Annotated in this window: 20 protein-coding genes, 2 rRNA genes and 1 pseudogene; 14 read left to right on the forward strand and 9 right to left on the reverse strand. The window is 50.1% G+C overall.

What is annotated here, in order from left to right:
* Nucleotides 1–10: 10 nt before the first annotated feature.
* On the reverse strand, nt 11–2,323 hold the full coding sequence (locus J7439_RS15700; protein WP_209202924.1) for an ABC transporter permease subunit: 2,313 nt from the start codon (nt 2,321–2,323) through the stop codon (nt 11–13).
* A gap of 554 nt (nt 2,324–2,877) precedes the next feature.
* Here J7439_RS15700 and J7439_RS15705 point away from each other — a divergent pair.
* A complete protein-coding gene (locus tag J7439_RS15705; RefSeq protein ID WP_209202925.1) occupies nt 2,878–4,197 on the forward strand; it encodes a Na+/H+ antiporter family protein in 1,320 nt (439 codons plus the stop codon).
* Nucleotides 4,198–4,276: 79 nt separating this feature from the next.
* On the opposite strand, the gene J7439_RS15710 is transcribed toward J7439_RS15705, so the two are convergent.
* From J7439_RS15710 to J7439_RS15720, 3 genes are all read right to left on the reverse strand, one after another.
* Nucleotides 4,277–5,296, reverse strand: a complete 1,020-nt coding sequence (locus J7439_RS15710; RefSeq protein WP_209202942.1) for a PstS family phosphate ABC transporter substrate-binding protein — start codon at nt 5,294–5,296, stop codon at nt 4,277–4,279.
* Nucleotides 5,297–5,552: 256 nt separating this feature from the next.
* Complete coding sequence (locus tag J7439_RS15715; protein ID WP_101747564.1) at nt 5,553–5,984, reverse strand: type II toxin-antitoxin system VapC family toxin; 432 nt, start codon at nt 5,982–5,984, stop codon at nt 5,553–5,555.
* Nucleotides 5,981–6,229 carry an AbrB/MazE/SpoVT family DNA-binding domain-containing protein gene (locus J7439_RS15720; protein WP_163370422.1) on the reverse strand — a complete coding sequence of 83 codons (249 nt, stop codon included), beginning with the start codon at nt 6,227–6,229 and terminating at the stop codon, nt 5,981–5,983. Before J7439_RS15720 ends, J7439_RS15715 begins: the two co-directional genes overlap by 4 nt.
* 205 nt (nt 6,230–6,434) lie before the next feature.
* Here J7439_RS15720 and J7439_RS15725 point away from each other — a divergent pair, with 205 nt between their 5' ends.
* From J7439_RS15725 to J7439_RS15770, 10 genes and pseudogenes are all read left to right on the forward strand, one after another.
* A complete protein-coding gene (locus J7439_RS15725) occupies nt 6,435–8,471 on the forward strand; it encodes a WD40 repeat domain-containing protein (protein ID WP_209202926.1) in 2,037 nt (678 codons plus the stop codon).
* A 1,644-nt stretch (nt 8,472–10,115) separates the two neighbouring features.
* Nucleotides 10,116–10,715, forward strand: coding sequence for a WD40 repeat domain-containing protein (locus J7439_RS27520; RefSeq protein WP_502950426.1), 600 nt, complete (start codon nt 10,116–10,118; stop codon nt 10,713–10,715).
* Nucleotides 10,714–10,932, forward strand: a pseudogene (locus J7439_RS15735) (IS1 family transposase); the annotation flags it as partial. The gene J7439_RS27520 and the pseudogene J7439_RS15735, both read left to right, overlap by 2 nt.
* Nucleotides 10,933–11,094: 162 nt before the next feature.
* Nucleotides 11,095–13,185, forward strand: a complete 2,091-nt coding sequence (locus J7439_RS15740) for a WD40 repeat domain-containing protein (protein WP_209202928.1) — start codon at nt 11,095–11,097, stop codon at nt 13,183–13,185.
* Between the two features lie 134 nt (nt 13,186–13,319).
* On the forward strand, nt 13,320–15,449 hold the full coding sequence (locus J7439_RS15745; protein WP_209202929.1) for a WD40 repeat domain-containing protein: 2,130 nt from the start codon (nt 13,320–13,322) through the stop codon (nt 15,447–15,449).
* A gap of 254 nt (nt 15,450–15,703) precedes the next feature.
* Nucleotides 15,704–16,246 carry a TRAP transporter small permease subunit gene (locus tag J7439_RS15750; RefSeq protein WP_209202930.1) on the forward strand — a complete coding sequence of 181 codons (543 nt, stop codon included), beginning with the start codon at nt 15,704–15,706 and terminating at the stop codon, nt 16,244–16,246.
* Nucleotides 16,243–17,619: a TRAP transporter large permease gene (locus J7439_RS15755; RefSeq protein WP_286198387.1), complete on the forward strand. Its 1,377-nt coding sequence runs from the start codon at nt 16,243–16,245 to the stop codon at nt 17,617–17,619. The genes J7439_RS15750 and J7439_RS15755 overlap by 4 nt, the downstream gene beginning before the upstream one ends.
* A gap of 308 nt (nt 17,620–17,927) precedes the next feature.
* Nucleotides 17,928–18,296: a glutaredoxin family protein gene (locus J7439_RS15760; protein WP_209202931.1), complete on the forward strand. Its 369-nt coding sequence runs from the start codon at nt 17,928–17,930 to the stop codon at nt 18,294–18,296.
* A 7-nt stretch (nt 18,297–18,303) separates the two neighbouring features.
* Complete coding sequence (radD, locus tag J7439_RS15765; protein ID WP_353623073.1) at nt 18,304–20,100, forward strand: DNA repair helicase RadD; 1,797 nt, start codon at nt 18,304–18,306, stop codon at nt 20,098–20,100.
* Nucleotides 20,100–20,612 carry a hypothetical protein gene (locus J7439_RS15770; RefSeq protein ID WP_209202933.1) on the forward strand — a complete coding sequence of 171 codons (513 nt, stop codon included), beginning with the start codon at nt 20,100–20,102 and terminating at the stop codon, nt 20,610–20,612. The genes radD and J7439_RS15770 overlap by 1 nt, the downstream gene beginning before the upstream one ends.
* A gap of 23 nt (nt 20,613–20,635) precedes the next feature.
* Here J7439_RS15770 and J7439_RS15775 read toward each other — a convergent pair whose 3' ends face one another.
* Nucleotides 20,636–20,818 carry a hypothetical protein gene (locus tag J7439_RS15775; RefSeq protein WP_209202934.1) on the reverse strand — a complete coding sequence of 61 codons (183 nt, stop codon included), beginning with the start codon at nt 20,816–20,818 and terminating at the stop codon, nt 20,636–20,638.
* A 147-nt stretch (nt 20,819–20,965) separates the two neighbouring features.
* Nucleotides 20,966–21,709, reverse strand: a complete 744-nt coding sequence (locus J7439_RS15780; RefSeq protein ID WP_209202935.1) for a glutamine amidotransferase-related protein — start codon at nt 21,707–21,709, stop codon at nt 20,966–20,968.
* 603 nt (nt 21,710–22,312) lie between these two features.
* Between J7439_RS15780 and J7439_RS15785 the strand changes: the two genes are divergently transcribed.
* Entirely contained in the window at nt 22,313–22,777 is a 465-nt protein-coding gene (locus J7439_RS15785; RefSeq protein ID WP_286196713.1) for a glutathione peroxidase, read from the forward strand.
* Between the two features lie 46 nt (nt 22,778–22,823).
* On the forward strand, nt 22,824–23,936 hold the full coding sequence (locus tag J7439_RS15790; protein ID WP_209202937.1) for a PilT/PilU family type 4a pilus ATPase: 1,113 nt from the start codon (nt 22,824–22,826) through the stop codon (nt 23,934–23,936).
* 52 nt (nt 23,937–23,988) lie between these two features.
* Here J7439_RS15790 and J7439_RS15795 read toward each other — a convergent pair whose 3' ends face one another.
* The gene (locus tag J7439_RS15795; protein ID WP_209202938.1) at nt 23,989–24,477 is read right to left on the reverse strand and encodes a GNAT family N-acetyltransferase; all 489 of its coding nucleotides are present in this window, start codon (nt 24,475–24,477) and stop codon (nt 23,989–23,991) included.
* An 84-nt stretch (nt 24,478–24,561) separates the two neighbouring features.
* Between J7439_RS15795 and J7439_RS15800 the strand changes: the two genes are divergently transcribed.
* Nucleotides 24,562–25,101 (forward strand): hypothetical protein, encoded by a 540-nt coding sequence (locus tag J7439_RS15800; RefSeq protein WP_209202939.1) that lies wholly within the window; start codon nt 24,562–24,564, stop codon nt 25,099–25,101.
* A 299-nt stretch (nt 25,102–25,400) separates the two neighbouring features.
* Here the strand turns inward: J7439_RS15800 and rrf are convergent.
* Together rrf and J7439_RS15810 are read right to left on the reverse strand one after the other, a co-directional pair.
* Nucleotides 25,401–25,516: ribosomal RNA gene (gene rrf / locus J7439_RS15805) — 5S ribosomal RNA — on the reverse strand.
* A gap of 145 nt (nt 25,517–25,661) precedes the next feature.
* A 23S ribosomal RNA gene (locus tag J7439_RS15810) occupies nt 25,662–25,902 on the reverse strand; the annotation flags it as partial.

The raw sequence follows: 25,902 nt of genomic DNA on the forward strand, positions 1-25,902 counted from the left end.
CTTTCCCTTCTTAGAGCGAGCTGTATTTCTTGCGGAGTCGATGACGCACCATCTCCGCCGCCGTGTTCACCACAAAGGTAAACAGGAAAAGCACCAGGGCGGCCAGAAAGAGAATTCGGTAATGGCTGCTGCCCACTTCAGACTCTGGCATCTCAACCGCAATATTGGCCGCCAGCGTCCGCATGCCCTCAAAGATATTGGCATCCATAATGGGCGTATTCCCTGTGGCCATCAGCACGATCATGGTTTCACCCACGGCCCTTCCCATACCAATCATCAGCGCAGAGAAAATACCCGGACTGGCGGTCAGAAGAACTACCCGGGTCAGGGTCTGCCAGGGCGTTGCTCCCAACGCCAGGGAACCATAGGTCAGGTGCCTGGGTACGCTGAATATCGCGTCCTCTGCGATGGAAAATATGGTTGGAATAACGGCAAAACCCATGGCCAGTCCTACCACCAGGGCATTACGCTGGTCGTAGGGAATGCCCAGCTCGGTGGTCAGCCAGGTGCGCATATCACCGTCAAACAGCCAGAGTTCCAGACTGGAACTGAGTGACATGGCCAGGGCACCACTGAGTAACACCACGGGCACCAGCAATCCGGCCTGCATTCCGTCAGGAATCCGGTGACGTATAGTTGAAGGCAAGCCATCCCAGGCAAAAGCAAACATCAGGATGCCCGCTGGCACAAAGAGCAACAGGGCGAAAATACCCACCAACTGATTTTCAATCAGCGGGGCCAGCCACAGTCCCGCCAGGAAACCCAGAATGACCGTAGGCAGGGCCTCCATCAGCTCAATCACCGGCTTTACCTTTCTGCGCATGCCCGGAGCCATAAAGTAGGCGGTGTAAATAGCCGCACAAATGGCCAGCGGCGCTGCCAGCAACATGGCGTAAAACGCCGCCTTGAGCGTCCCGAACGACAGTGGCATCAGGCTCAGTTTGGGCTCGAAATCATTGTTTGATGCCGAGGACTGCCAAATGTAATCCGGCTGATTGTAAGACTCATACCAGACTTTACCCCACAGGGCAGACCAGGATATTTCCGGATGCTCATTGTCGATTTTCAGGAATTGAGTCTCACCCTGACTTGCCAGAATCAGATAATTGCCTCTTGGCGCTACGGCCATTTGATCAATTCGACCCACAGCCAAGGGCTCCACCAGCAAAGAACGGTTTGCCGTGGTGTAATACAGACCGACCTGACCCTTCACATCCGACGCCAGAAAGCCCTTGCGCCGATGCTCCGGAACAATCTTGTCGATGGGATCACTGCCGAGGCTGAAAGAACGAATATTGTGCAAATTCAGACGGCCATCTTCACGAACCATAAACCACTGGGCGATATTGCCTTCTGAGTCACCCACCAGCAGGGACACCCCACCCAACAGAAACGTCATCGCGGTAACGTCCACTCCCTTAGCGGTCAGGTTGAGCGTCTCATGGATATAGGGACGGTCAATATCGCTGATATTGATCACCGTCAGTTGATTGCTGCCGCTGAGGACATAAAGCCAAGTTTGTTCCGGATCAATCAGCAACTGGCGGATATCCAGGCCACCCTGCGCAGAAAGTCCACTGATAACCGGCAGGGCGACGGACTGCTGATCAACAGTGACGGATTCGGTTAAAAAATCCGCTTCCTTATGGACAACCTCCATCACCAGCCGGTTATTGCTGCTGGCGGCCATCAACAGCTTTTCCTCACCGTCACTGATGGCCAGTTGTGCAACCGGAGCCGAAAAGTCCTTGATGGCAAAGGGCTGCCGCTCATAGGGGTAGCTGACTTCCGGTGTGATCTTTCGACGGTCATCTGGCCAGGTAATCCTATAGCCCTGATCGAACAGTATGACCTCACCGTTTGTCAGACCGGCCGCCATCAGATTGGAACCAGCAGCATCCCTGACCACCCTGACCACCTCACTGCCCGCAGGTATTGGCAGCAACTCATTCTGTAGCCATTCACCGGTTTGGGTGGAGAAAAAACGCAGATTACCGGAAGCCTCTGCTTTCATGGCCACTTCTGCCTGCTCTTCAACGGCGAGAAATATCGGTGCTTTTTTCGTAGCAACTGGCTCATCAACGACAGTCACGGGCGATGGGTATGAAGCAACCTGGTTAATCTCAGCGCGGTTAAATAGCGGCAGGACCTCGTAGAGGAGGTAAAAGAAAATCAGAAGAATCGCCACAATCACGCCAAGACCACCGGAGGCAACCCCCCAACGGGCGAGACGGTCTTTCAAGAAGCGCAGAGAACGATATTTTTTTAGTGCCGGTGTATTGAAATCAATACCCGGGCTGTTATCCATCGAATTTTGATACATGGCGCAAGTCTGATTAAATCATGCCCGTAACTTACAGAATCAATATGACAGTAATGTGACACCGGGAAAAAATCATTGCCCGGGCCGACGGATCATTGTAATTTAGTGACGGCCATTGACTGATGTAAGCCTGAATTTCAATGCTTACAGGCCTGTAGCAAGTGCATCATGATCAGAGAAAATAACGATGTTACCCAGAAATCTGCTAACAATACCCGGTACTGACACTCAATCAGAACAGTGTAGCTCTGCCCTTTCCATGATCCCTTCCCTGCATGCCCACCGACACCATCATCACCATTGAAGTACTGATTCGACCCTGATCGAATACATTTACTTTTATCGCCTGAGCTTCTAGCCTCAATGTGTAATATATTAATTTACAACTAGAAAAAAGAGTTCAAGGCACAACCAATCAAGGAATGCGATAGCTCCTGACGAGCTCTGCACTGATCTGCTTTAGACTGATCTGTTATAGATCGTGCTTTGGATAATGCTGTGGATTGAAGTATCGCAAACCGCTTATAACTCAAAAGAACACAAACTGGATTATTATGAACGCTGTCATTTTGGCTGTTGCCATCATGCTGACCTTGAGTGTCTTGCGTGTAAACGTTGTACTTGCCCTTTTTTTAGGGGCTATTGGTGGAGGTCTTGCCGGTGGACTGGGGTTTGATGCCACACTGTCCGCTTTTGCCGAAGGATTGGGGGGTGGTGCCAGCATCGCCATAAGCTACGGTATGCTGGGTGCCTTTGCCATGGCTATATCCGCATCCGGGATTCCCCAGTGGCTGGCCGATCGAATTATTCAGAGGGTAGCACAGACCCACAAAACAGCTGGCCTCAGAATCTCGATCCTGGGAAGCATTCTGCTGATGGCCTTTGCCTCTCAGAATGTGGTCCCTGTGCATATCGCCTTTATTCCTATTCTGATCCCACCGCTTCTGGGTGTTTTCAGCTCCTTGCAGCTGGACCGCAGGGCGGTAGCAAGCACCCTGTCGTTTGGTCTGATCGCCACCTATATGCTGGTTCCCATTGGTTTCGGCAATATCTACCTGACCCAGATCCTGGCGGGCAATCTCAACGATAATGGCTTGAACATTGACCCTGACCTGATGCCATCGGCCATGGCTCTACCAGTACTCGGCATGTTTATTGGTCTGCTTGTGGCCGTGTTCTGGACTTACCGTAAACCCCGCCACTACCACATTGCAGAGAGCGCCCTGAAAACCGCTAAGGAACAGCAGCCATCCATGGAGCCAAAGGCCGTGCTGATTACCCTGGTATCCATTGCGGCAGCACTCGGCGTGCAACTGTTCACCGACTCCATGGCCATGGGTGCAGCCACAGGCTTTATGATGATGATTCTCGGCGGCATTGTGCACTGGCGGGAAGCGGATGATGTCTTTGCCCGGGGTGTAAGAATGATGGCTCTGTGTGGATTTATCATGATCTCTGCCTCTGGCTTTGCCGAAGTACTTCGGACAACCGGGGATATTCCTGCCCTGGTGGCCATGATTGAAGAGCTGGTTTATGGCAGCAAGGCACTGGCCGCATTTCTGATGCTGGCTGTTGGATTGATGATCACCATGGGCATTGGTTCTTCCTTCTCAACCATTCCCATTATTGCCACACTTTATGTCCCACTGGCACTGGCTCTTGGCTTTTCACCTCTGGCAACCGCAGCGCTTGTTGGTGCATCCGGCGCGCTGGGTGACGCAGGCTCTCCAGCCTCCGACTCCACCATTGGCCCCACCGCCGGGCTGGATGTGGATGGCCAGCACGACCATATCCGTGACACCGTTATTCCAACGTTTATGCACTACAACATTCCCATGATCCTGTTTGCCTGGATCGCGGCAATGATTCTGTAATCAAGGCGTATCCTTTGAAGTGTTAACCAAAAAATAAAGCCACTGAAGACAGTGGCTTTATATCAACTCAGCAATCACATTACTTGCTGGCAATCGTTGTATTATCCAGTCCGAGCTTAGCCAGGTATTTATCAACCACCTTGCCTGGCAGTGGGATATAGCCATCCTTCACAACCACTTCCTGCCCCTGTTTCGAGAGCAGCAACTTAACAAATTCGCGCTCAAGGGGAGACAGTGGCTTGTTAGGCTGCTTGTTCACATACACGTACAGAAAGCGCGACAGAGGATAGCTGCCATCAACCGCATTCAGCGGCGTCGCCTCAACAAAGGAGTGGCCTTCTTTCTTCGCCAGTGCAACGGTTCTCACGCTGGAGGTTTTGTAACCAATACCGGAATAGCCAATGCCGTTCAGCGATGCAGAAACCGACTGAACCACCGAGGCGGAACCTGGCTGCTCATTCACACTGTTTTTAAAATCCCCCTTGCACAGGGCCTTCTTTTTGAAGTAGCCATAAGTGCCGGATACCGAGTTACGTCCGTACAGCTGCACAGAGCGGTTCTGCCAGGATCCACTCAGGCCAATATCACCCCAGGTCTTCACTTCACTGCCTGCACCACACTTGCGGGTTGACGAGAAAATCGCATCCACTTCGGCCATGGTCAGGCCTTTGATGGGATTATCTTTGTTAACAAAGACCGCCAGCGCATCAATCGCCACAGGAATGGCCGTTGGCTTGTAACCATGCCTTTTCTCAAATGCTTCCAGCTCCTTGTCCTTCATTTTCCGACTCATGGGGCCGAAGTTTGAGGTACTTTCGGTCAGAGCGGGAGGTGCAGTAGAAGAACCCGCCGCCTGAATCTGAACATTCACATTGGGATAAATGCGCTTGAAATCTTCGGCCCAGAGCGTCATCAGATTTGCCAGCGTGTCTGAACCCACGGAGGACAGGTTACCGGACACGCCACTGGACTTACTGTACTTTGGCAGGGATGGATCCAGCTGGCTGGCCATGGCAGTACCACTGGCCAACGCCAGCGCTGCGGTAGCAGACACAGCCAGGACTCGCTTAAATGCCGTTACGTGTGTTGTTATTTTCATCATTTGCTCTCCAGGATTTACGCGCCCTGTTCGATTAACAGCACCTTCTCATCATTAAGGGCTATCAAAGGTTGATCTGAGGCGTGAGCCTCCTTGCTTGACTTCCGGGAATCAAATATAGAGCTTGAATGTGACAATTCTATGAAAAGAAAAAGGACACCCACTTTTTAAAAAGTGAAGAGAGCAAACCGTGGCCGGGTCTTTCATTTTTTAAGAGGTTTAAGACGGTAGCTTTACGGGGAGCAGGAGGCGTTTCTCAGTCACTCCCAACTTGCTCCTTTACCAGCGTGGTGACGATGGATAAAGCCCCCAGCTTTTTGCGGCTTTCAAAGCTGTAGAGCGTTTGGGTGCCTTTGCTGGTGGCACGTCGGGCAATCAGACAATCAGAGAAATCCACTTTGGGAGTTTCGCTGTAATCCATAAGCGCGCTCTGCAGGGCACTCCAGTCTTCAAAAATGAACCGGGTGTTACTGGCGAGCTGTTTGAGAACGGAGTGTATTTCTGCTTTGGTTAATTCAAAGACGGTTTCCAGCACCCACTCGGTTTCGGCCAGGACAATGTCTGAGAGGTAAACGGAGTCAGCAGAATTAATGGTTTCAGCCGCCACTCTCGCTTGCCAGGGCGGGTTACGGGCATCGACCGGCGCTATCAGATAACGCAACAGTACATTTGTATCAACAGCAATCATGATTCGCCCGCGAATTTTCTGGCGGTTTTGTTTTTGATGGCCTTCCTAGTGTCCTCTCGCGTTAGGTGTTGATGGGTATCACCAGGTAATTTGATGGTGCCAGAAAGGTCATCGGAGGTCATCTTTACCAAATGTGCCACACCATCGCGCTCGAAAACCTGTATAAAGTCGCCTGGTTTTAGCCCGAGCTTTTGGCAGATACTTTGAGGAATAGTCACTTGTCTTTTGGTCGTTAATTTATGCACGTCACACCTCTTTCTGTATTACTATATTGAAATAGTAATACTATCGTAGGCAAAGGTTGTACACAGGGCAAGAAAGGTTGTGGCTAAACTGCCAAAGCGGTTTTCGGTCAGCCTCCCAGACGATCATTCCAATTGCTGTGAACTTTTGCCCGGCAACCCCATCCAAGATATCTGAATGGCAACCACCTGAAGATCACAATTCACAATGGAACCTCCCATTACCGTGAACACCAGGGGCAATTATGGCGATAACCCGGACTGCGCCGGAGTAACACCTGAGGTATCCCGTTATGTGTGGAACAGCAACGGTATGTCGGTTGTGCCCTGCCAGGACCAATATTCATTATTGCATTTGCCTGAGCCTCCCTTGCTCAGGTTGTTGGGCTATTTATCCTTCAGGGAGATACTTGCCACCGCAAAAACGTGTACGTATTTAAACCAGGTAATCACCGATGAACATCTGCTGGCCAGATCGTGGTTTGCAAAATTAAAAGCACACCAGCAGAACCTGTTCAAAGAGATTGCCCGTGACATCAGTGATCGTGACCTGCAGCACTGGCTGAGGCAATTTACCACGGATACAACGGTAGTCGGTAAACTTTGCGGCCAATACCTTGCAGAGCAAACAACAGACGACGGTCGTAAAACCTGTGAAACACAAAAAAGGAAATACTTCCCCCAGGTCCTGTTTTACACGGTGAGTAAACTGATGGCTGACTGTCGACAATTTAAACCGGTTCTGGCAAAGGAAATTCTTGACACTCCTGGTTATGCCATCAGCTTGAGCACCCATGGCGACCATTTAGTGATCTTGAGCAACCATCATACCGGGACAATCTTTGGCTGCACAGCAAACAGCCCATGGCATAAACAAGCCAGTTTTAGCTTCGATTACTGGCTCACCGCAGATCTTCCTATCTCCAACTTTGAGACCCACGGCCGTCATGTGTTGGCCTGTGATAAACATACCGCAACAATCTTGGCATATAACGCAGATAACAGCTGCACGGAGCAACTCACCATTTTCCATGAAGGCAGGATCAGCTCGGCTGATTTAAGCTGTGATGGTCATCAGGCAATCATTACCTGTGATGATGGCAGCGCCAGAATCCACAGCTGGAACGACGCTGGTCACTGGACGCTGGCAGCGGATATTACTGATGTCAGGCGGCGCTTGAAGGCTCGCTTCAGCCCGGATGGCAGCCGGGTACTGACCCACTCAAACTCGTGCACAAAAATCCACAGACGGAACGAGGAGGGTGGCTGGACATTAGAGGCCACCAGTGACTTCTATGCCGAATCAGTCACCTTCAGTCCCGATGGCAGCCATGTGCTGATGTACAGTTGTTATCGGGGGATCATCGCAAAGATCGCAAAAATCCTCAGCCTGAACAAAGATGGTGGCTGGCTGGAGAGTGCCCCCCTCACTCACAACGAAGGCTCGGTCAGACGGGTTATAGCCAGCCCCGATGGTCGCCATGTCATTACCATCAACCAGAAAGACGGTGAAACTGACAGCATAACCATGAAAATCCTCAGTCGTGACAGCAACAGCGACTGGACAGAGAAAACTGGCAATATCCCGATTATTATCCACAATGGTGCCCAGTATTGGCCCAAATTCAGTCCCGATAGCAGACATGCGGCGATCATTAGCGCTGATTATCGCGCTGCCAGAATATACAGTTATGATGAAGCCAGAGGCTGGACAGAAAGCGGCATCATTCCCCACGGCTTTGACGGGTCATGCTCTAACGCCAGCTTCAGTCCTGATAGCAGCCATATTGCCACTTTCTGTTGGTACCCGGTTACCCTTTGGGATGACAACGTTCGTAGCAAATTCAAGGTAAAAATCTACGGTTACAATGGGCACGGCAAGTGGCTGCCAAAAGCCTTTATTCGCCATGCCGGCCCGATCTATTCCGCACGTTTCAACGCCGATGGCACCCATCTGGTAACCGCAAGCGAGGATGGTACTGCAGTAATCCTTGGCCGCTGTGCCGACGGCAGCTGGGTGACTAAGGTCATTCTGGAACATAACTACCGGGTCAATTCTGCCTTCTTCAGTGTCGATAGCAGACAGGTGGTGACCGTAAATGGCTCGCACAACGTGAAAATCTGGCGTCTTGTCGCTGCTGGCATGGTTCTGGACAATCCGCCCGGAACCCCACAGGCTGCGACTGGCCAGGGTGTTGTTCTGCATGCTGGCAACCAAAAGCCGGAAGCAAACAGACAGAATTGAGAAACATGTCGGGTCGGTCTATCGACCCATTCACAGAACGCACGGGAAGATTAATCAGGTTTATTCGAATGCCTTGAACTTTTACCCGACAACCCCATCCAAGACATCTGATTGGCAGTCACCTGACGATGACAATTAACAATGAAACCTCCCGTTACCGTGAACACCAGCGGCAGTTATGTCAGCAGCCAGGACTGCGCGGGAGTTACACCTGAGGCACCCCATTGTGTGGGGAGTGCAGGGAGCAGTAACGGTATATCGGTTGTGCCCAAAGACCAATGTTCATTACTGAACTTGCCACAGCTTCCCATACTCAAGCTGCTGGGCTACTTATCTTTCCGGGAGATACTCGCCACCGCAAAAACGTGTACGTATTTAAACCAGGTAATCACCAATGCAAATCTGCTGGCCAGAAGGTGGTTTGCAACATTGGCAGCACACCAGCAAAACCAGTTCAAAGAGATTGCCCGGGACATCAGTGATCCTGACCTGCAGTACTGGCTGGGACAATTTACCATGGATACAACGATAGCCGATAAGCTTTGTAGCCAATGCCCTGGAAAGCAAACAACAGACGACGATCTTAAAACCTGTGAAGCACAAAAAAGGAAATACTTCCCCCAGGTCCTGTTTTACACGGTGGGTCAACTGATGGCTAACTGTCGACAATTCAAACCGGTTCTGACAAAGAGCATTCTTAATAACCCTGATGTCAATACCGTCAGCTTTAGCACCCATGGCGACCATTTAGTGATCTTCAGAAACAATCATACCTGGACAATATTTGGCTTCACAGCGTACTGCCAATGGAATGAACAAGCGGGTTTCAGCTATCATTCCTGGGTCAACCCTCCTTCCCCCACCGTCGAGACCAGCTTCATGACCAGCGGCCATCATGTCTTGGCCTGGGATGGATACCATGTCGCAAAAATCTTCGGCTATAACGCCGATAACACCTGCACAGAACAACTCTCCATTGTCCATAAAGACAGGATCATATCAGCTGACTTAAGTGACGATGGTCATCAGGTAGTTATTACCTGTTATGATGGCAGTGCCAAAATCCACAGCTGGAACGTCGCTGGTCACTGGACGTTAGCTGCGGACATCGCTGATAGCGGGCGGGGCTTGAAGGCTTGCTTCAGTCCCGATGGCAGTCGGGTACTGACCCACTCAGACTCATGTACAAAAATCCACAGGCGGAACGGGGAAGGTGGCTGGACATTGGAGGCCACTAGTAACTTCGATGCCAAATCTGTCACCTTCAGCCCAGATGGTAACCAGGTTCTGATGTTCGGTGTCAGGGGGATGGCAAAAATCCTCAGCCTGAACAAAGATGGCTGCAGGCTCGATAGCTCTACCCTCGGTAACAACAAAAACTGGATCATACGGGCTACAATCAGCCCCGATGGTTGCCATGTCATTACCGTCAACCACCAAAACGCAAAAACTGACAGCATAACCCTAAAAATCTTCAGTCGTGACAGCAACGGCAACTGGACAGAGAAAACCGGCAATATCCCCATTATTAACCCCCTTGACCCTGACCTGCCCCCCAAGTTCAGCCCCGATGGCTGCCATGTGATGGCAGCCAAAGATCTTTCTAACCTTGAAATCCTCAGCTGTGACAAACACGGCAACTGGATGCAGAACTCTATTCCCTTGAGGGGAAAAATTAAAAGAGCCTTCTTCAGTCCCGACAGCAGCCATGCTGTGGTAATCGTCCCAGGTCATCGCTCCGCCAGCATATACGGCTTTAACGCAGCCAGAGGCTGGATTGAAAAAAACATCATTCGCCATGACCACAACAGGCCACAAATTGACGCCAGCTTCAGTGCTGATGGGCGTCATATTGTCACTTTCTGTTGTGGCTGTTCTTGCCGAGCCCATGGCAGTGCCAATTATCACGCAAAAATCTATGGTCGTACTGGGAACGGTAATTGGCGAGAAAGAGCCATTATCACCCATACTGGCCCGATCCGTTCAGCACGCTTCAACGCCGATGGCAGCCATATAGTAACCGCAAGCGCGGATGGTACTGCAGTAATCCTGGGCCGGTATGCCGACGGCAGCTGGGTGAATAAGTCCATTCTGAAGCATAGCTTTGCGGTCCGATCTGCCATATTCAGTGTTGATAGCAGGCAGGTGGTCACCGTAAGTGGCAAACACGTTGTGAATATCTGGCGTCTTGTCAATGCGGGCAGGTCTTTGAACGAAACCATGCAAGCCGAATTCAGTCCATAGCGATATTTCGGGCCGGAATCTGCGCCCTGTTCCATCAAGAAAGATCATGAGGGATCGTTGGCGCGTGAAAATATTTTTCACGGCAAAGTGGCAAAGTATTGAGAGAACAAACCTGACACTCCGTACCCGCCTCAAACGATTAACCCGCAGAACGATATGTTTTTCTCGTTCCGAGGAGTTGCATGACAAGGCGATTGGGGAGTTCATTTCAGCGTGAGCCTCCTTGCTTGACTTCCGGGAATCAAATTTAGAGCTCCAATATGATAATTCTATGAAGGCGGAATTGGTGCTATACGATCATTCCGTTTGCTGTGAACTTTTGCCCGGCAACCCCATCCAAGATATCTGAATGGCAACCACCTGAAGATCACAATTCACAATGGAACCTCCCATTACCGTGAACACCAGCGGCAATTATGGCGATAACCCGGACTGCGCCGGAGTAACACCTGAGATATCCCGTTATGTGTGGAACAGCAACGGTATGTCGGTTGTGCCCTGCCAGGACCAATGTCCATTACTGCATTTGCCTGAGCCTCCCTTGCTCAGGTTGTTGGGCTATTTATCTTTCCGGGAGATACTCGCCACCGCAAAAACGTGTACGTATTTAAACCAGGTAATCACCGATGAACATCTGCTGGCCAGATCGTGGTTTGCAAAATTGGCAACACACCAGCAGAACCAGTTCAAGGAGATTGCCCGTGACATCAGTGATCGTGACCTGCGGCACTGGCTGGGGCAATTTACCACGGATACAACGCTAGTCGGTAAACTTTACAACCAATGCCCTGAAGAGCAGACAACAAACGATGGTCTTAAAACATGTAAAGCACAAAGAAGGAAATACTTCCCCCAGGTCCTGTTTTACACGGTGAGTAAACTGATGGCTGACTGTCGACAATTCAAACCGGTTCTGGCAGGGAAAATTCTTCGTATTCATGATAATACCATCAGCTTGAACACCCATGGCGACCATTTAGTGATCTTGAAAAACTATCAAACCGGGATAATTTTTGGCTACACAGCGAACAGCTCATGGCATAAACAAGCCAGATTTAGCTTCGATTACGACTTCGGCACAGGTTTTCCTCAGCCCAACTTTAAGACCCACGGCCATCAGGTGCTGGCCTGTAGAAAAAATACCGCAAAAATCTTCGCATATAACGCAGACAAGAGCTGTACGGAGCAACTCGCCATTATCCATGAAGGCAAGATCAGCTCAGCTGATTTAAGTTGTGATGGTCATCATGCCGTCATTACCTGTGATGATGGCAGCGCCAGAATCCACAGCTGGAACGACACTGGTCACTGGACGCTGGCAGCGGATATTACCGATTTCAGGCGGAACTTGAAGGCTCGCTTCAGTCCGGATGGCAGCCGGGTACTGACCCACTCAGACTCATGCACAAAAATCCACGGACGGAACGAGGAGGGTGACTGGACATTAGAGGCCACCAGTGACTTCTATGCCGACTCAGTCACCTTCAGCCCCGATAGCAGCCATGTGCTGATGTTCAACTGTTATCAGGAGGGGATCGTCGCAAAGACCGCAAAAATCCTCAGCCTGAACAAAGATGGTGGCTGGCTGGAGAGTAACCCCCTCACTCACAACGAAGGCTCGGTCATACGCGTTATAGCCAGCCCCGATGGTCGCCATGTCATTACCGTCAACCGGAAAGACGGTGAAACTGACAGCATAACCATGAAAATCCTCAGTCGTGACAGCAACAGCGACTGGACAGAGAAAACCGGCAATATCCCGATTATTATCCACAATGGTGCCCAGCATTGGCCCAAATTCAGCCCCGATAGCCGTCATGTGATGGTTAGCAAAAATACATCTAACCTTGAAATCCTCAGCTATGACAAACGCGGCAACTGGATACCGACCTCTATTCCCTGTCTGGAAAAGAGTAAAAGAGCCTTCTTCAGTCCCGATAGCAGACATGCGGCAATCATTAGCTCTGATGATCACACTGCCAGAATATACAGTTATGATGAAGCCAGAGGCTGGACAGAAAGCGCCATCATTCCCCATGACTTTCAAGGGCCATACAATAACGCCAGCTTCAGCCCTGATAGCAGACACATTGCCACTTTCTGTTGGTGCCCGGTTAGCCTTTCGAATGACAACGTTCGTAGCAAATTCAAGGTAACAATCTACGGTTACGATGGGCACGGCAAGTGGCTGCCAAAAGCCCTTATCAGACATGCCGGCCCGATCTATTCCGTACGCTTCAACGCCGATGGCACCCATCTGGTAACCGCAAGCGAGGATGGTACTGCAGTAGTCTTTGGCCGCAATGCCGAAGGCAACTGGGTGAATAAGGTCATTCTGAGACATGACTACCGGATCAATTCTGCCTTCTTCAGTGTCAATAGCAAACAGGTGGTGACCGTAAATGGCTCGGACAACGTAAAAATCTGGTGCCTTTTCGCTGCTGGCATGGTTCTGGACAATCCGCACTAAACCCCATCCCGCCTTCTTCAGAGTCGATAGCAGACAGGTATCCTCTAAACGATCATTCCAAATACCTTGAACTTTTGACCAACTTTTCCATCCAAGGTAACTGATCAGCAATCACCAGACGAGGGCAATTAACCATGGGATTTCCCATTAACGAGAACAACAACGGCAGTTATGGCAGCAGTCCGGACTGTGCCGAAGTAACACCTGAGGCGTCCCGTTGTGTGTGGAGCAGCAGCGGTATGTCGATTGTTACCGACCAAGACCAGAGTTCATTTCTGAAAATACCACGGATTCCCATACTCAAGCTGCTGGGCTGCTTATCTTCACGGGATATACTCGCCATCGCAAAAACGTGTAAGTTTTTTAATCAGGTAATCACCAGTGAACATCTGCTGGCCAAAAGGTGGTTTGCAACATTGGCAGAACACCAGCAAAACCAGTTCAAAGAGATTGCCCGGGACATCAGTAATCATGACCTGCAGAACTGGCTGGAACAATTTACCACGAATGCAACAGCAGCCGATGAACTCCTCAGCCAATTCCTTCCAGAGCAAACAACAGACGATAGTCTTAAAACCGGTGAAGCACAAAAAAACAAATACTTCCCCCATGCCCTGTTTTACAAGGTGGGTCAACTCATGGCTGGCTGTCAACAATTCGATCCGGTTCTGGAAAAGCGCATTATTATTGAAAAGCCGGAAGTCATTGACGTCAGCTTTAGCACCCATGGCAACCATTTAGTGATCTTCAGAAGCAGTAATACCGGGACAATCCTTGGCTGCACAGGGAACGGCCAATGGAATGAACAAGCTGGTTTTAGCTATCGCTCCTGGTGCACCCCCGAAGAACCTGCTTCAACCGCCCCCATGACCAGCTTCATCGCCCGTGGCCGTCATGTATTGACCTGGGATGACCGCCATACTGCGAAAATCTTTGCATACAAACCCGATCACAGCTGCACAGAGCAACTCACTCTGGTCCATGAAGACAGGATCATATCAGCTGACCTGAGTTACGATGGTCATCAGGCAGTCATTACCTGTAATGATGGCAGTATCAAAATCCACCGCTGGAACGACACTGGTCACTGGACGTTAACAGCCGACATTGCCGATGACACGTGCTGGAAGGCCTGCTTCAGCTCCGATGGCAGTCAGGTACTGGCCCGTCCATTGTCCCCCAGGCCCCCCGGCCCGTGCGCAAAAATCCTCAGTCAGAATGAGGAGGGTGGCTGGACATCAGAAACCATTGGCGACCCCAGTGCTAAACTCGTCAGGTTTAGCCCCAATGGCAACCCGTTACTGATGTTCGGTTCCAGGGAGATGGCAAAAATCCTTCGCCTGAACAAAAAAGATGGCATCACGATGGAGAGCATCAAACTCGATAACGATGACTACAGGATCACGCATGCTACAGCCAGCCCCGATGGTCGCCATGTCTTTACCGTCAACCAAACACCCGGAACCAGGAGCAAAACCCTAACAATCTTCAGTCATGACGGCAACGGTAACTGGATAGGGAAAACTGACCATATCCCCATTTTGGAACACGATCATCCTATCCTATACCCCCAATTCAGCCCCGATAGCTGCCATGTAATGGCTAGAGAAGATCTTTGTAGCGTAGCAATCCTCAGCCATGACAAACACGGCAACTGGATACATAACTCTATTTCTGATCCCTCTTGGAAAACAATAGGAAAAACCTTTTTCAGTCCCGACAGCAGCCATGTGACAGTCATCCCCAATGGTTATCGTGCCCGCTGCTACATATACGGTTATAACGGAGCCAAAGGCTGGATAGAAAAAGCCACCATTAGCCCTAACCATGACTGGGGATTGCTACACATTAAGGCCAGTTTCAGTGCTGATAGCCGTCATATTGTCTCTTTCTGTTGCAACGAAAAGAACTTGAATACCGAATATCAGGCAGAAATCTACGGTCGCGATGAGCATGGCAATTGGCGACCAAGAGCCACTATCACCCATAACGGCCCGATCAACTGTGCACACTTCAACGCCAATGCCAGCCTTTTAGTGACCGCAAGCGCGGATGGCACTGCAATAATCCTGGGCCGGAATCCCAAAGGCGACTGGGAGAAGAAGACCGTTCTGAAGCATGCCGACCCGGTTCAGTATGCCGACTTCAGTGTTGATAGCAGGCAGGTGGTGACCTTAAGTGGCAAGTACACCGTGGAAATCTGGCGTCTTGTCGCTGCTGGCATGTCTTTGGACGAAGCTATGCAAGTTGAATTCAGCCCATAGCGATATTTCGGGCCGGAATCTCCGCCCGGTTCCATCAAGAAAGATCATGAGTGGTCGTGTGAGATAGTGAAATTGCTCAACCCTCATGGGAAAGCCTATAATGGCTTCGCTTAACGTGTTCTGTTTACTGCACTTTTTCAAGTTCAAGCAAACACCAAAATGCCCCTTTCAGGGCCTGGTAATGGAACACTGAAAAATAATGATAATAACAAGCGGCCAGCATCAAATGCTCTGGCTGCCGGGGGAAAGACAGTATGAATCCCGCCTGGAAACATGCCAGGTCGGTGGTAGCCGCCATCGACCAATTCACAGAACACACCGGAAGATTAATCAGCTGGCTGACATTACTGCTGGTATTCGTCGTCTGTACCGTGGTGGTTTTGCGCTACTTGCTCAACCTCGGCTCCATCGCCATGCAGGAATCGGCCATGTATCTGCACGCCATGGTCTTCCTGGGTGCCAGCGCCTACACACTCAAGCACAATGGCCATGTCCGGGTTGATGTCTTCTATCGAACCATGAGCCCACGGAAGCAGGCACTGGTCAACAGTCTGGGCACCGTTTTCCTGTTGCTACCGGTCTGTCTGTTTATTGGTGTGATGAGCTGGGATTACATCGCACGTTCCTGGCACATTCTGGAACAGTCCCAGGATCCCGGAGGACTGCCTTTTATCTATCTGCTGAAAAGCCTGCTCCTGGTGATGGTGGTTACCCTTGTGCTTCAGGGTGTAGCCGAACTGATGCGTTCTCTCATGATCCTTAGCGGTAAAGAAAGCCGTCAGGAGGACAGATCATGATGGACGCCATTCCTTTTCTGATGTTTGCCACCGTCTGCCTGGTGCTGCTGGCTGGTTATCCCGTGGCGTTTTCCCTGGCAGGTACCGCCTTGCTGTTTGCCGGAGCCGGATCACTGTTTGGCGTATTTGATTTCTCGCTGATGAACGCCCTGCCCAGTCGGCTGTTTGGTGTTATCACCAACCAGACCCTGATTGCGGTTCCACTGTTTGTCTTTATGGGCGTAATGCTGGAAAAATCCAAAGTGGCAGAGAGTCTGCTGGAAAGCATGGCCCGCCTGTTTGGCAAAACCCGGGGCGGCCTTGGTCTCTCGGTGATTGTGGTTGGCATGCTGCTGGCCGCCAGTACCGGCATTGTCGGCGCTACAGTCGTCACCATGGGTTTGTTATCCCTGCCAACCATGCTGCGTCGGGGCTATTCCCCGGCACTGGCAACCGGTACGATCTGTGCCACGGGGAGCCTTGGGCAGATTATTCCGCCGTCCATTGCCCTGGTTCTTTTGGGGGATGTTTTATCCAGTGCCTACCAGCAGTCACAGATAAAGATGGGTGTCTTCTCACCGGATACGGTGTCTGTTGGCGATCTGTTTGTTGGTGCCATCATTCCCGGCTTGCTGCTGGTTTTCTGTTATGTCGTCTATCTGGTGGTGGTTGCCCGCGTTAAACCGGATGCTGCACCGGCACTGACCGACAACGATCTGGCGTCCATGGGCAGCAACCGTTCCCTGTTATCCTGTCTGTTGCCACCGCTGGTGTTAATTGTCGCGGTTCTGGGCTCGATCCTGGCGGGTGCCGCAACACCAACCGAAGCGGCCAGTGTCGGTGCGGTTGGTGCGATCCTGCTGGCGATTCTGCGCCGACAGCTCAGTATCAAAACGCTGAGAGAGGTGGTTCGCTCAACGACACAGGTCACCTGCATGGTGTTCATGATTTTGATTGGAGCTTCCATTTTTTCCCTGGTATTTCGTGGCTTCAATGGTGAAGAGTTGATTCACAGCTATTTTGAAGCCATGCCCGGCGGGGTGTTTACCGCCGTACTGATTGTCATGCTGGTGATGTTTCTGCTGGGCTTTATTCTCGATTTTATCGAGATTACCTTTGTCGTCGTGCCCATGGTTGCCCCTGTGCTGCTGGCAATGGGGCTGGATCCGGTTTGGTTGGGGATTATGATTGCAGTCAATCTGCAAACCTCATTCCTGACGCCACCTTTCGGTTTTGCCCTTTTCTATTTACGGGGGGTTGCACCGCCAGAAGTGGCGACAGCCGATATCTACAAAGGGGTGATTCCCTTCATCATCATTCAACTGATGGTATTGTGTGCGCTAGCGATATGGCCAGAACTGGCAACCTGGTTGCCGGATAAGGTTTATAACTAGTACATGGTTTCAATGAGTTTGACGTGTACAGTCTCCGTTCACCCTGAGCGGAGTCGCAGGGTGCTTGGCACGATCTATCAGAGTCCGGAGTTTCCGCCTTTAGGCCCTATGGGTCCTTCGACAGGCTTCAGGACGAACGGAGTGCGGAGGCACGACAACCACTCATTGAAACCATGCAAAATATAATTGTCATTTCTTATCCATGGCACATCATACATCGGGCACTTGATTTCGTATAAATCCATGGCCATCAGTCATAGGCTTTGGCTTAACTGATACAATGGGACTTTTCACTGGTACTAAAACCTATGTTATTAAAAATTATTCGTAATGTATTAGGCTACGGTATTGCGGCAGCAGATAAGCTGACCCGCCCGAAAGCGATGGCACGTTCACCGGAGCAGCAGGCCCGGGTGAATGCACAGACAGCCAATATGACGCTCTACCAGTTCACGGCCTGCCCTTTCTGTATCAAAACCCGCAGGGCCATTCACATACTTGGCCTGAACATCCAGACCATGGATGCCATGAACGATACTCAGGCCCGTAATGAGCTGCAACAGATGGGCGGCAAGGTTCAGGTACCCTGCTTACGTATCCAGGAAGCGGGCAAAGACGATATCTGGATGTATGAGTCCGGCGATATTATCCAATATCTGCAAAAGAGCTTTGGCTAATCACGAAATGGTCTACCAGCTCCGCCCCTATCAAAAAGATGCCGTTCACAGTGTGATACGGCATTTTCGCAAATCCAATGACCCGGCCCTGCTGGTGCTGCCCACAGGTGCTGGCAAGAGCCTGGTTATCTCCGAGCTGGCCCGTATTGCCCGTGGCCGCGTTCTGGTTCTGGCCCATGTGAAAGAATTGGTGGAGCAGAACCACGGCAAATACCAAAGCTATGGATTGCAAGCCTCCATCTTCAGTGCCGGACTTGGCCAGAAAGAAGCCTCTGAACAGGTGATATTTGGCAGTGTGCAAAGTGTTGTCAGAAATCTTGAACAGTTTCAGAACGCACCGGGTCAGAAAGCATTTACCCTGCTGGTTATTGATGAGTGTCACCGGGTATCCATGGAGAAAACCTCCAGTTACCACAAGGTCATTGAACACTTTAAACGTCTGAATCCAAACCTTAAGGTTCTCGGTCTGACAGCAACCCCCTATCGCCTGGGGATGGGCTGGCTGTACCAGTATTATCAAAGCGCTGAAAACAAGGGGTCGGTCAGAACTGAAGAGCCTCGCTTTTTCAAAGAGTGCCTGTTTGAGCTGCCACTGTCTTACATGGTTGATAATGGTTATCTCACGACACCCGAGGTGGTTGATGCCCCCATTGTTTTCTACGACTTCAGCCAACTATCCCGGGATAGCTTTGGACGTTATGGCGAACAGGAACTGAATCAGCTATTGAAAGGAAAAACCCGGGCCACCCGGGAAATCATCAATCAGGTAAAAAAAGAAGCCGCTACCCGTAAAGGTGTCATGGTGTTTGCCTCAACAGTAGACCATGCCCGTGAGATTATGGGTTACCTGCCAGACGATGAGAGCGCCCTGATTATTGGCGATACGCCCGCAAAAGAGCGGGACCGCCTGATTGCCGCGTTCAAACAGCAGCAGCTTAAATTCCTGGTGAATGTGTCAGTGCTCACCACCGGTTTTGATGCACCCCATGTAGACCTGATTGCCATACTGCGGCCAACAGAGTCCGTTAGCCTTTATCAGCAGATAGCTGGCCGTGGGCTGCGCCTGACACCGGACAAAAAAGAGTGCCTGATTATTGATTATGCGGGCAACCGCTTCAGTTTATACAGCCCGGAAGTGGGCGAACCCAAACCGGATTCCAAAGCGGTGCCCGTCACGGTTCCCTGTCCTGCCTGTGGCCATGAGAATCATTTCTGGGGAGTGGTCGATAGCGATGGCGATCTGGTTGAACACTATGGTCGACGCTGTCAGGGCTTTGCAACGTTTTTGGCTGACAACGGCAGCGAAGTGAAAGAACAATGTGAGTTCCGCTACCGCTTTAAAGAGTGTGACCAGTGCGGTGCTGAAAACGATATAGCCGCCAGAAAGTGTCACAGTTGCCAGAACGGGCTGGTCGACCCGGATAAAAAGCTTCGAGAAGCTCTGAACCTGAAAAACTGCCTGGTGATTCGCTGCTCTGGCATGGAAATGAGTGCGGATAAAGACGCTCAGGGCAAACAGCGCATCAGGATCACTTACCACGATGAAGATGGTGCCGAAGTCAATGAGTTCTTCAGGCTGGATACTCCCTCTCAGCAAGGTGCGTTCTATCATCATTTTGGTAAGCATGCCCTGATTAATCGTGCTGAGTCATTCAGGGCGTCAACGGTGGATAATGTTATCCACAGCCGCAAGAAATTTCGCAAACCTGACTTTGTGATAGCGCAGAAGGAAAAACATTACTGGAAAATCATTGATAAGCTGTTCGACTACGATGGCAAATACCGCAAGGCCGAAGCGCTCTGATGCACGTCACTTATCACATAACCGGGAAAACCCAGAACCGCATCAACCAGTTGATGATTAAATACAGTCCGAAGCATACGCTGTTGATCTGGGTTGCCTCACTGGCCTGTTTACTGATGCCACTGCTGGTCTTTCGGAACAGCCTGAGCAACATTCTGCTTTCCGGACTCTTTGGCTCTGCCTTAATTACTTTCCTGATACTGAATCTCGGCCTCAGGTATGCCGTGCATAAACGCTTTGGTCTTCATTACCAGCCGGACCTTGGCCTGGAAACCCGCACTCTGTGCCTTGAGGAACATGGCATCAGCATCCGTTCATCATTACTGAAACCGGCTTTTCGCCCCTACAAGCAGGTAAAGACGATCACGGTAGAAGACAATATTATTGTCATCGCAGGAAAAAGCGGCTGGCTGGAGATGATCCCACGGGATCAGGTGACAGAAGGCAACTGTGGTTTATTGCTGGATACGCTCTGCCAAAGAGCCGGAAAAAAAATAAAAAGTTCCAGCTGAGGCAATAAAAATAATCTAAAATTTTATCCGGTAAACAGCACCACGGTTTGAATAGCGATGTGCAAGCTCCCCGTTATTACTCTGTTATTGGTTACCTTATTATCTGCCTGCATCACAGAAAATTCTGTACATGGCAATAAATATGCTGACAAAAAGAGTGCCAGCGGCTGGCTGGAAATACCACCAAACCCTGAGATGCTGAACATGGCAAAATTTGCGGCCAGGGACTTACAAAACGACTCGGTACTGAAAGTAACAGAAGCAAAACGCCAGAATATCCTCGGTACCTGTTATATGCTTGCTTTTCAAATGAGCAGTGGTACACAGTGGCAAGCGGAACTTTACCAAGACCCTTACGGTAAACTGACTCTGCTTGAATTGTTTAACCCATTGCCCGCAAGAAAATGAACGATAGCCTCGCCTGCCCGGGCCCGGTCATCAGGCAATCCAACCGCTCCCAACGCCTTATCAATTAATCGATCACCCACCATGGTGCGCAGCCTATCGCACACATCCATAAAAAATCCGTCGACAAATTCAGGATGCGCCTGCCAGGTCAGGATAGAAGACCCCCGTCGAGTAATGGCGTTCACGCAGAAATCCGAGGTTGCCAGCACGGCAAAGCCCGGTGCCACCTGGTCCACCTGATCCTGGTGCACAGCCAGAACACGAATAATGCTACCGGACGTAAACCCCCCGAAATCACACAGCGCTTTCACCGGATAAGCACCTAACCCCCATCCTCCGGGAAACTTACGAACACGGCCTCCCAGGGACTGATGAATAATCTGATGACCAAAACAGATGCCCACCAGCAATGCATCACTCCTGGCAAGGTCGATAATCAACAGCCTGAGTTTCAGAATCCACGGCTCTGAATCATAAGCAGAAGACTTGCTGCCACTGATAATCCACGCGTCACATTGGTCAACTGAGGATGGAAAGCTGCCTTGATAACAGCGCCAGACAGAATACTGCCACTGACCGGGCATCACCCGGTCAACCATCATTTTGTAATCATTATCAAAGGTGCCAAAACGCTTAATAGAGTCTGGATGATGTTCATCGCACAATAAAATACCCAGTCGCCTGTTCAATGCCAGCTTCCCCGAAACCTGTCTTCTGCATTAGTACAGTCTATATCGACAAGAAGCGCATTGAGGATACAGACCAAAGCGAACCTCTCAGAGCCTGCTGTACAAGAACCCCATGGTTCCCTCTACAGCCTCACAAAGCTGATATCCGTAACCTCACGCCGAGGCCATAACAAGCTTGAACAAATAATTAAATTTTTTTTCATCCAGAACTTGCGTTATCCACACACCCAACATTATAATGAGAATCGTTATCATTAAGATTAAAGATGTTACATATCGGCTCAACCTGACTCTCCCCAAGCCTTTGTTGAGCCACCCAAGCACTTAACCCGCTGACTTATGGAGGGACTGCCATCGAACGAAATTTCAGACCTGACTAACTGGCAAATGCCAGTGATTCGCAAATCCTCATCTTTAGGGCCTGAATTTCAGGCCTTTTTTTGTTGTTTCTTGATCCGATCCTGTCCATTATTGATAAGCTGAAAAATTGCGTGTTAAGTATGCAGCAAGATATTGGCTATCAGGCACCTTTCGGATGGCAACCCTGCTGCGTTGGTCTAATCAGAAAAAGAGCCGCTACCGATGGAACTACAGAAGTACAAAATGCCCTTGCTTGGCGGGGAAATGAAAGAACTCGCTGACTATGAGAACAAGGTCGTTTTAATCGTCAATACTGCCAGTAAATGTGGCTTCACTCCCCAATACCAAACCCTTGAAGAGCTATACAACAAATACAAGGATCAGGGGCTGGTCATCCTGGGCTTCCCCTGTAATCAATTTGGTCGTCAGGAACCCGGAGACAGCGAAGAGATTGGTGCTTTCTGTCAGAAGAACTACGGGGTTACCTTCCCGATGTTTGAGAAAATTGAGGTGAATGGTGATCATGCCGCGCCACTCTATAAAGATTTAAAATCCGAAGCGCCCGGACTGCTGGGTACTCAGAAGATAAAATGGAACTTTACCAAGTTCCTGATCGGTCGTAAGGGCGAGATCATTGACCGCTATGCCCCCACCACCAAACCGGAAGATATCGAAGAAGACATCTGCAAAGCATTAAGAGAGAGCTGAGCAAGCCGACAAACTAAGAGTCTCAACAACCTGACACTCTTATACCGTGGATATTAACAAAGCACTCTCACTGCTGGCTGATCGTAACGGTTCAGAACTGTTTCTGACGGTCGGCTACCCCCCCTGTTTGAAAATCAATGACCAATTGGTACCGATAGCCAAGACTTCGCTGGCCAGCGAGCAGGCCCACCATATTTTTGCCACCATGATGGGCGAAGAGCGCTTTAGAGAATTCTGTGAGACCCGTGAAAGTAATTACGCGATACAGAACCCGGAGTCCGGTCGTTTTCGTATCAGTGCGTTCTTCCAACGAGGGGAACCCGGAATGGTGATCCGGCGCATTCACCATGATATTCCTTCCCCCCGGGAGCTTGGCCTGCCGGATGTTTTTTGCGACCTGATTCTTCAGGAGAGAGGTTTAATCCTGATTACCGGGCCTGCAGGTGCCGGTAAAACAACCGCGATGGCATCACTGGTGAACCATCGCAACACTACGGGTAAAGGGCATATCATCACCATTGAAGACCCTGTTGAATTTATCCACAGCCATAAACAATGCATCGTCACCCAGCGAGAAGTTGGACTGGACACCCAATCTTATGAAGAAGGTCTGTCGAACGCCCTGCGTCAGGCACCCGACCTGGTGGTGATTGGCGAGATCCGCACCCCCGAGGTGATGAGGCATACCATTGAATTTGTGCAAACGGGTCACCTCTGTATTGCAACCCTGCATGCCAATACGGCCTATCAGGCGCTGGAACGCATCATTCACTTTTTCCCCCGGGAGCAACACGAAGAGGTTCTTCTGGATTTATCACTGAGCTTGCAGGGGATCCTGGGGCAACAGCTGCTCAGCTCTGAAGATGGCACGGCAGCCTATCCTTCCCATGAAATCCTGTTAAATACACCGGCGTTGGCCGATCTCATCAAAAAGGGCAAAGTGGATGAAATCCATGACCTGATGGAGCGCTCTAAAGACTCGGGTATGCAAACCATTGACCAATCCATATTCAAGCTGTTTGAGGCTGGAAAAATCACCGCCCAGCAAGCTATCCAGCATGCTGACTCCTCCAATAACATGCGCCTGTTAATAAAGATGCATGGTCATCCGGGTGGGGAAGATAATTCCCTGTCACACTTGACCATTTCCACGGATTGAAGCAGCCTGAGAATAACACGGTGCAACAGGTATTTATCGGCTGCGCAACCACTTACCCATGCTCTTCTATTAATGAACGCTGCCAGATGGATGTATCAATAACCTGATCAAACTTAACCCCACAGCGCTCCATCACTCCCACCTTTCTATACCCCAGTTTCTGATGCAATGCCTCACTGCGCTGATTGGGCAGGGCAATCACACCAATCATTTCCCGAATCCCCAACGCTTTTGCCGCACTGAATAACGCCTGATACAACAAGGTACCCATGCCACGTCCACCAGCACCATCGCGCAAATATATGGAACCTTCCGCCGTATAACGATAGGCGGCGCGAGCATGATAATGGGCAGCGTAGGCATAGCCGAGCACCTCACCATCTTGTTCATAGACCAGAAAACAGTGTGCTTTCTTCAACCTTTGATTGATCTCTTCAGGGGTCACAGGATTAACTTCAAAAGTCACCGTACTGTGCAAAACATAGGTGTTGTAGATATCCGCTATCTGAGCACAATCATCTGGTTTGGCGGTTCTTATCATCAATACACTGCCTGTCCATCACAAAATTATGTGAATGCAGCATATTTGAAATAACCATGGAAATCACTGCAAACTGACATGATTGTGTCAGCAACACTGACCGCCCTGTTATCACCTTTGCAGGGAACTAAAGATATGATCTTCCTATCAAATTCTCTGAACAAACTATTGAGGATCATACCCATGACAGGAAAAACACACTTAAACATATTCTTTGCAACCCTGCTCTGTATTAGCTTTTTCAGCTTTGCGGAACCTGTTCAACCATGGAACACGGGGAACATAAGGCTGTATGGCTTGCTAATACCAGTAATCCAGGTAGAAGAAGGATACATCAATGGCTTTATTGCCTGTTATTCACATGACATGGAAATGCCATCTTACCCCGTAGAAGAGGACATTTACGTAAAAGGCTTTGTCGCTATGGAAGAAGGGCAGTACAAAGGACGCATTTTTCATCCCGAAGGGTATTTAGATATGGATATCAGCCCTGTATATACAACACCCAGCGCTATGTGCCAGGAGTACATACCCTCCTGCCAAAATGAGAACGCTGAATGCTGGGCAGGCGGTGATACCGGCGGCTACTTTGGTCACCTTCTCCGGGCAATTGATGCCGAGTGATATTCTTTCGGCCTCGTTTCCGGGGCTGTCACGAAAGTCGCACAAGCACTGGAACCACAAAGGGCACAAAGGCCACAAAGTATTTTTATTAAAGGCTTAGTGTTCTTTGTGGTTCCTAAAAACGCTTTTTGATCTCTCTTTTACGACTACTATCTTGCGGCTCTTTTTTGAAAAATTTTTAATTTGAGACATTTTGAGCCCGCTGCCCATAACGACAGTTAAGCACAATAGTGCAGCTGATAACGAGGTACAAAATGACAAAGCCCAGTTGATTGCTCAACTGGGCTTTTCTGTTGGGTGCCTGGCGATGACCTACTCTCACATGGGGAGACCCCACACTACCATCGGCGATCGGTCATTTCACTGCTGAGTTCGGGATGGGATCAGGTGGTTCTAACCTTCTATGGTCGCCAGGCTAATTAGATACTAGAGACTAGAAACTAGACTCTAGATGGAATCCTTTGATTAAGTTGATTTCTTGCTAAACACTCTGCTGCGTATGGCTTTTTCTAGTCTCTAGTTTCAAGTATCTAGTCTCTAGCAAATCGCTTTGGCGTTATATGGTCAAGCCGCACGAGTCATTAGTATTGGTTAGCTCAATGCCTCACAGCACTTACACACCCAACCTATCAACGTCATAGTCTTTAACGGCTCTTCAGGGACCTCTAGGGCCCAGGGAAGTCTCATCTTGAAGGGGGCTTCCCGCTTAGATGCTTTCAGCGGTTATCCCGTCCGAACATAGCTACCGGGCAATGCGTCTGGCGACACAACCCGAACACCAGTGGTCCGTCCACTCCGGTC

The sequence above is a fragment of the Salinisphaera sp. G21_0 genome (genome assembly GCF_017744115.1).
In the GTDB taxonomy this organism is placed as follows: Bacteria; Pseudomonadota; Gammaproteobacteria; order Pseudomonadales; family Endozoicomonadaceae; genus Endozoicomonas.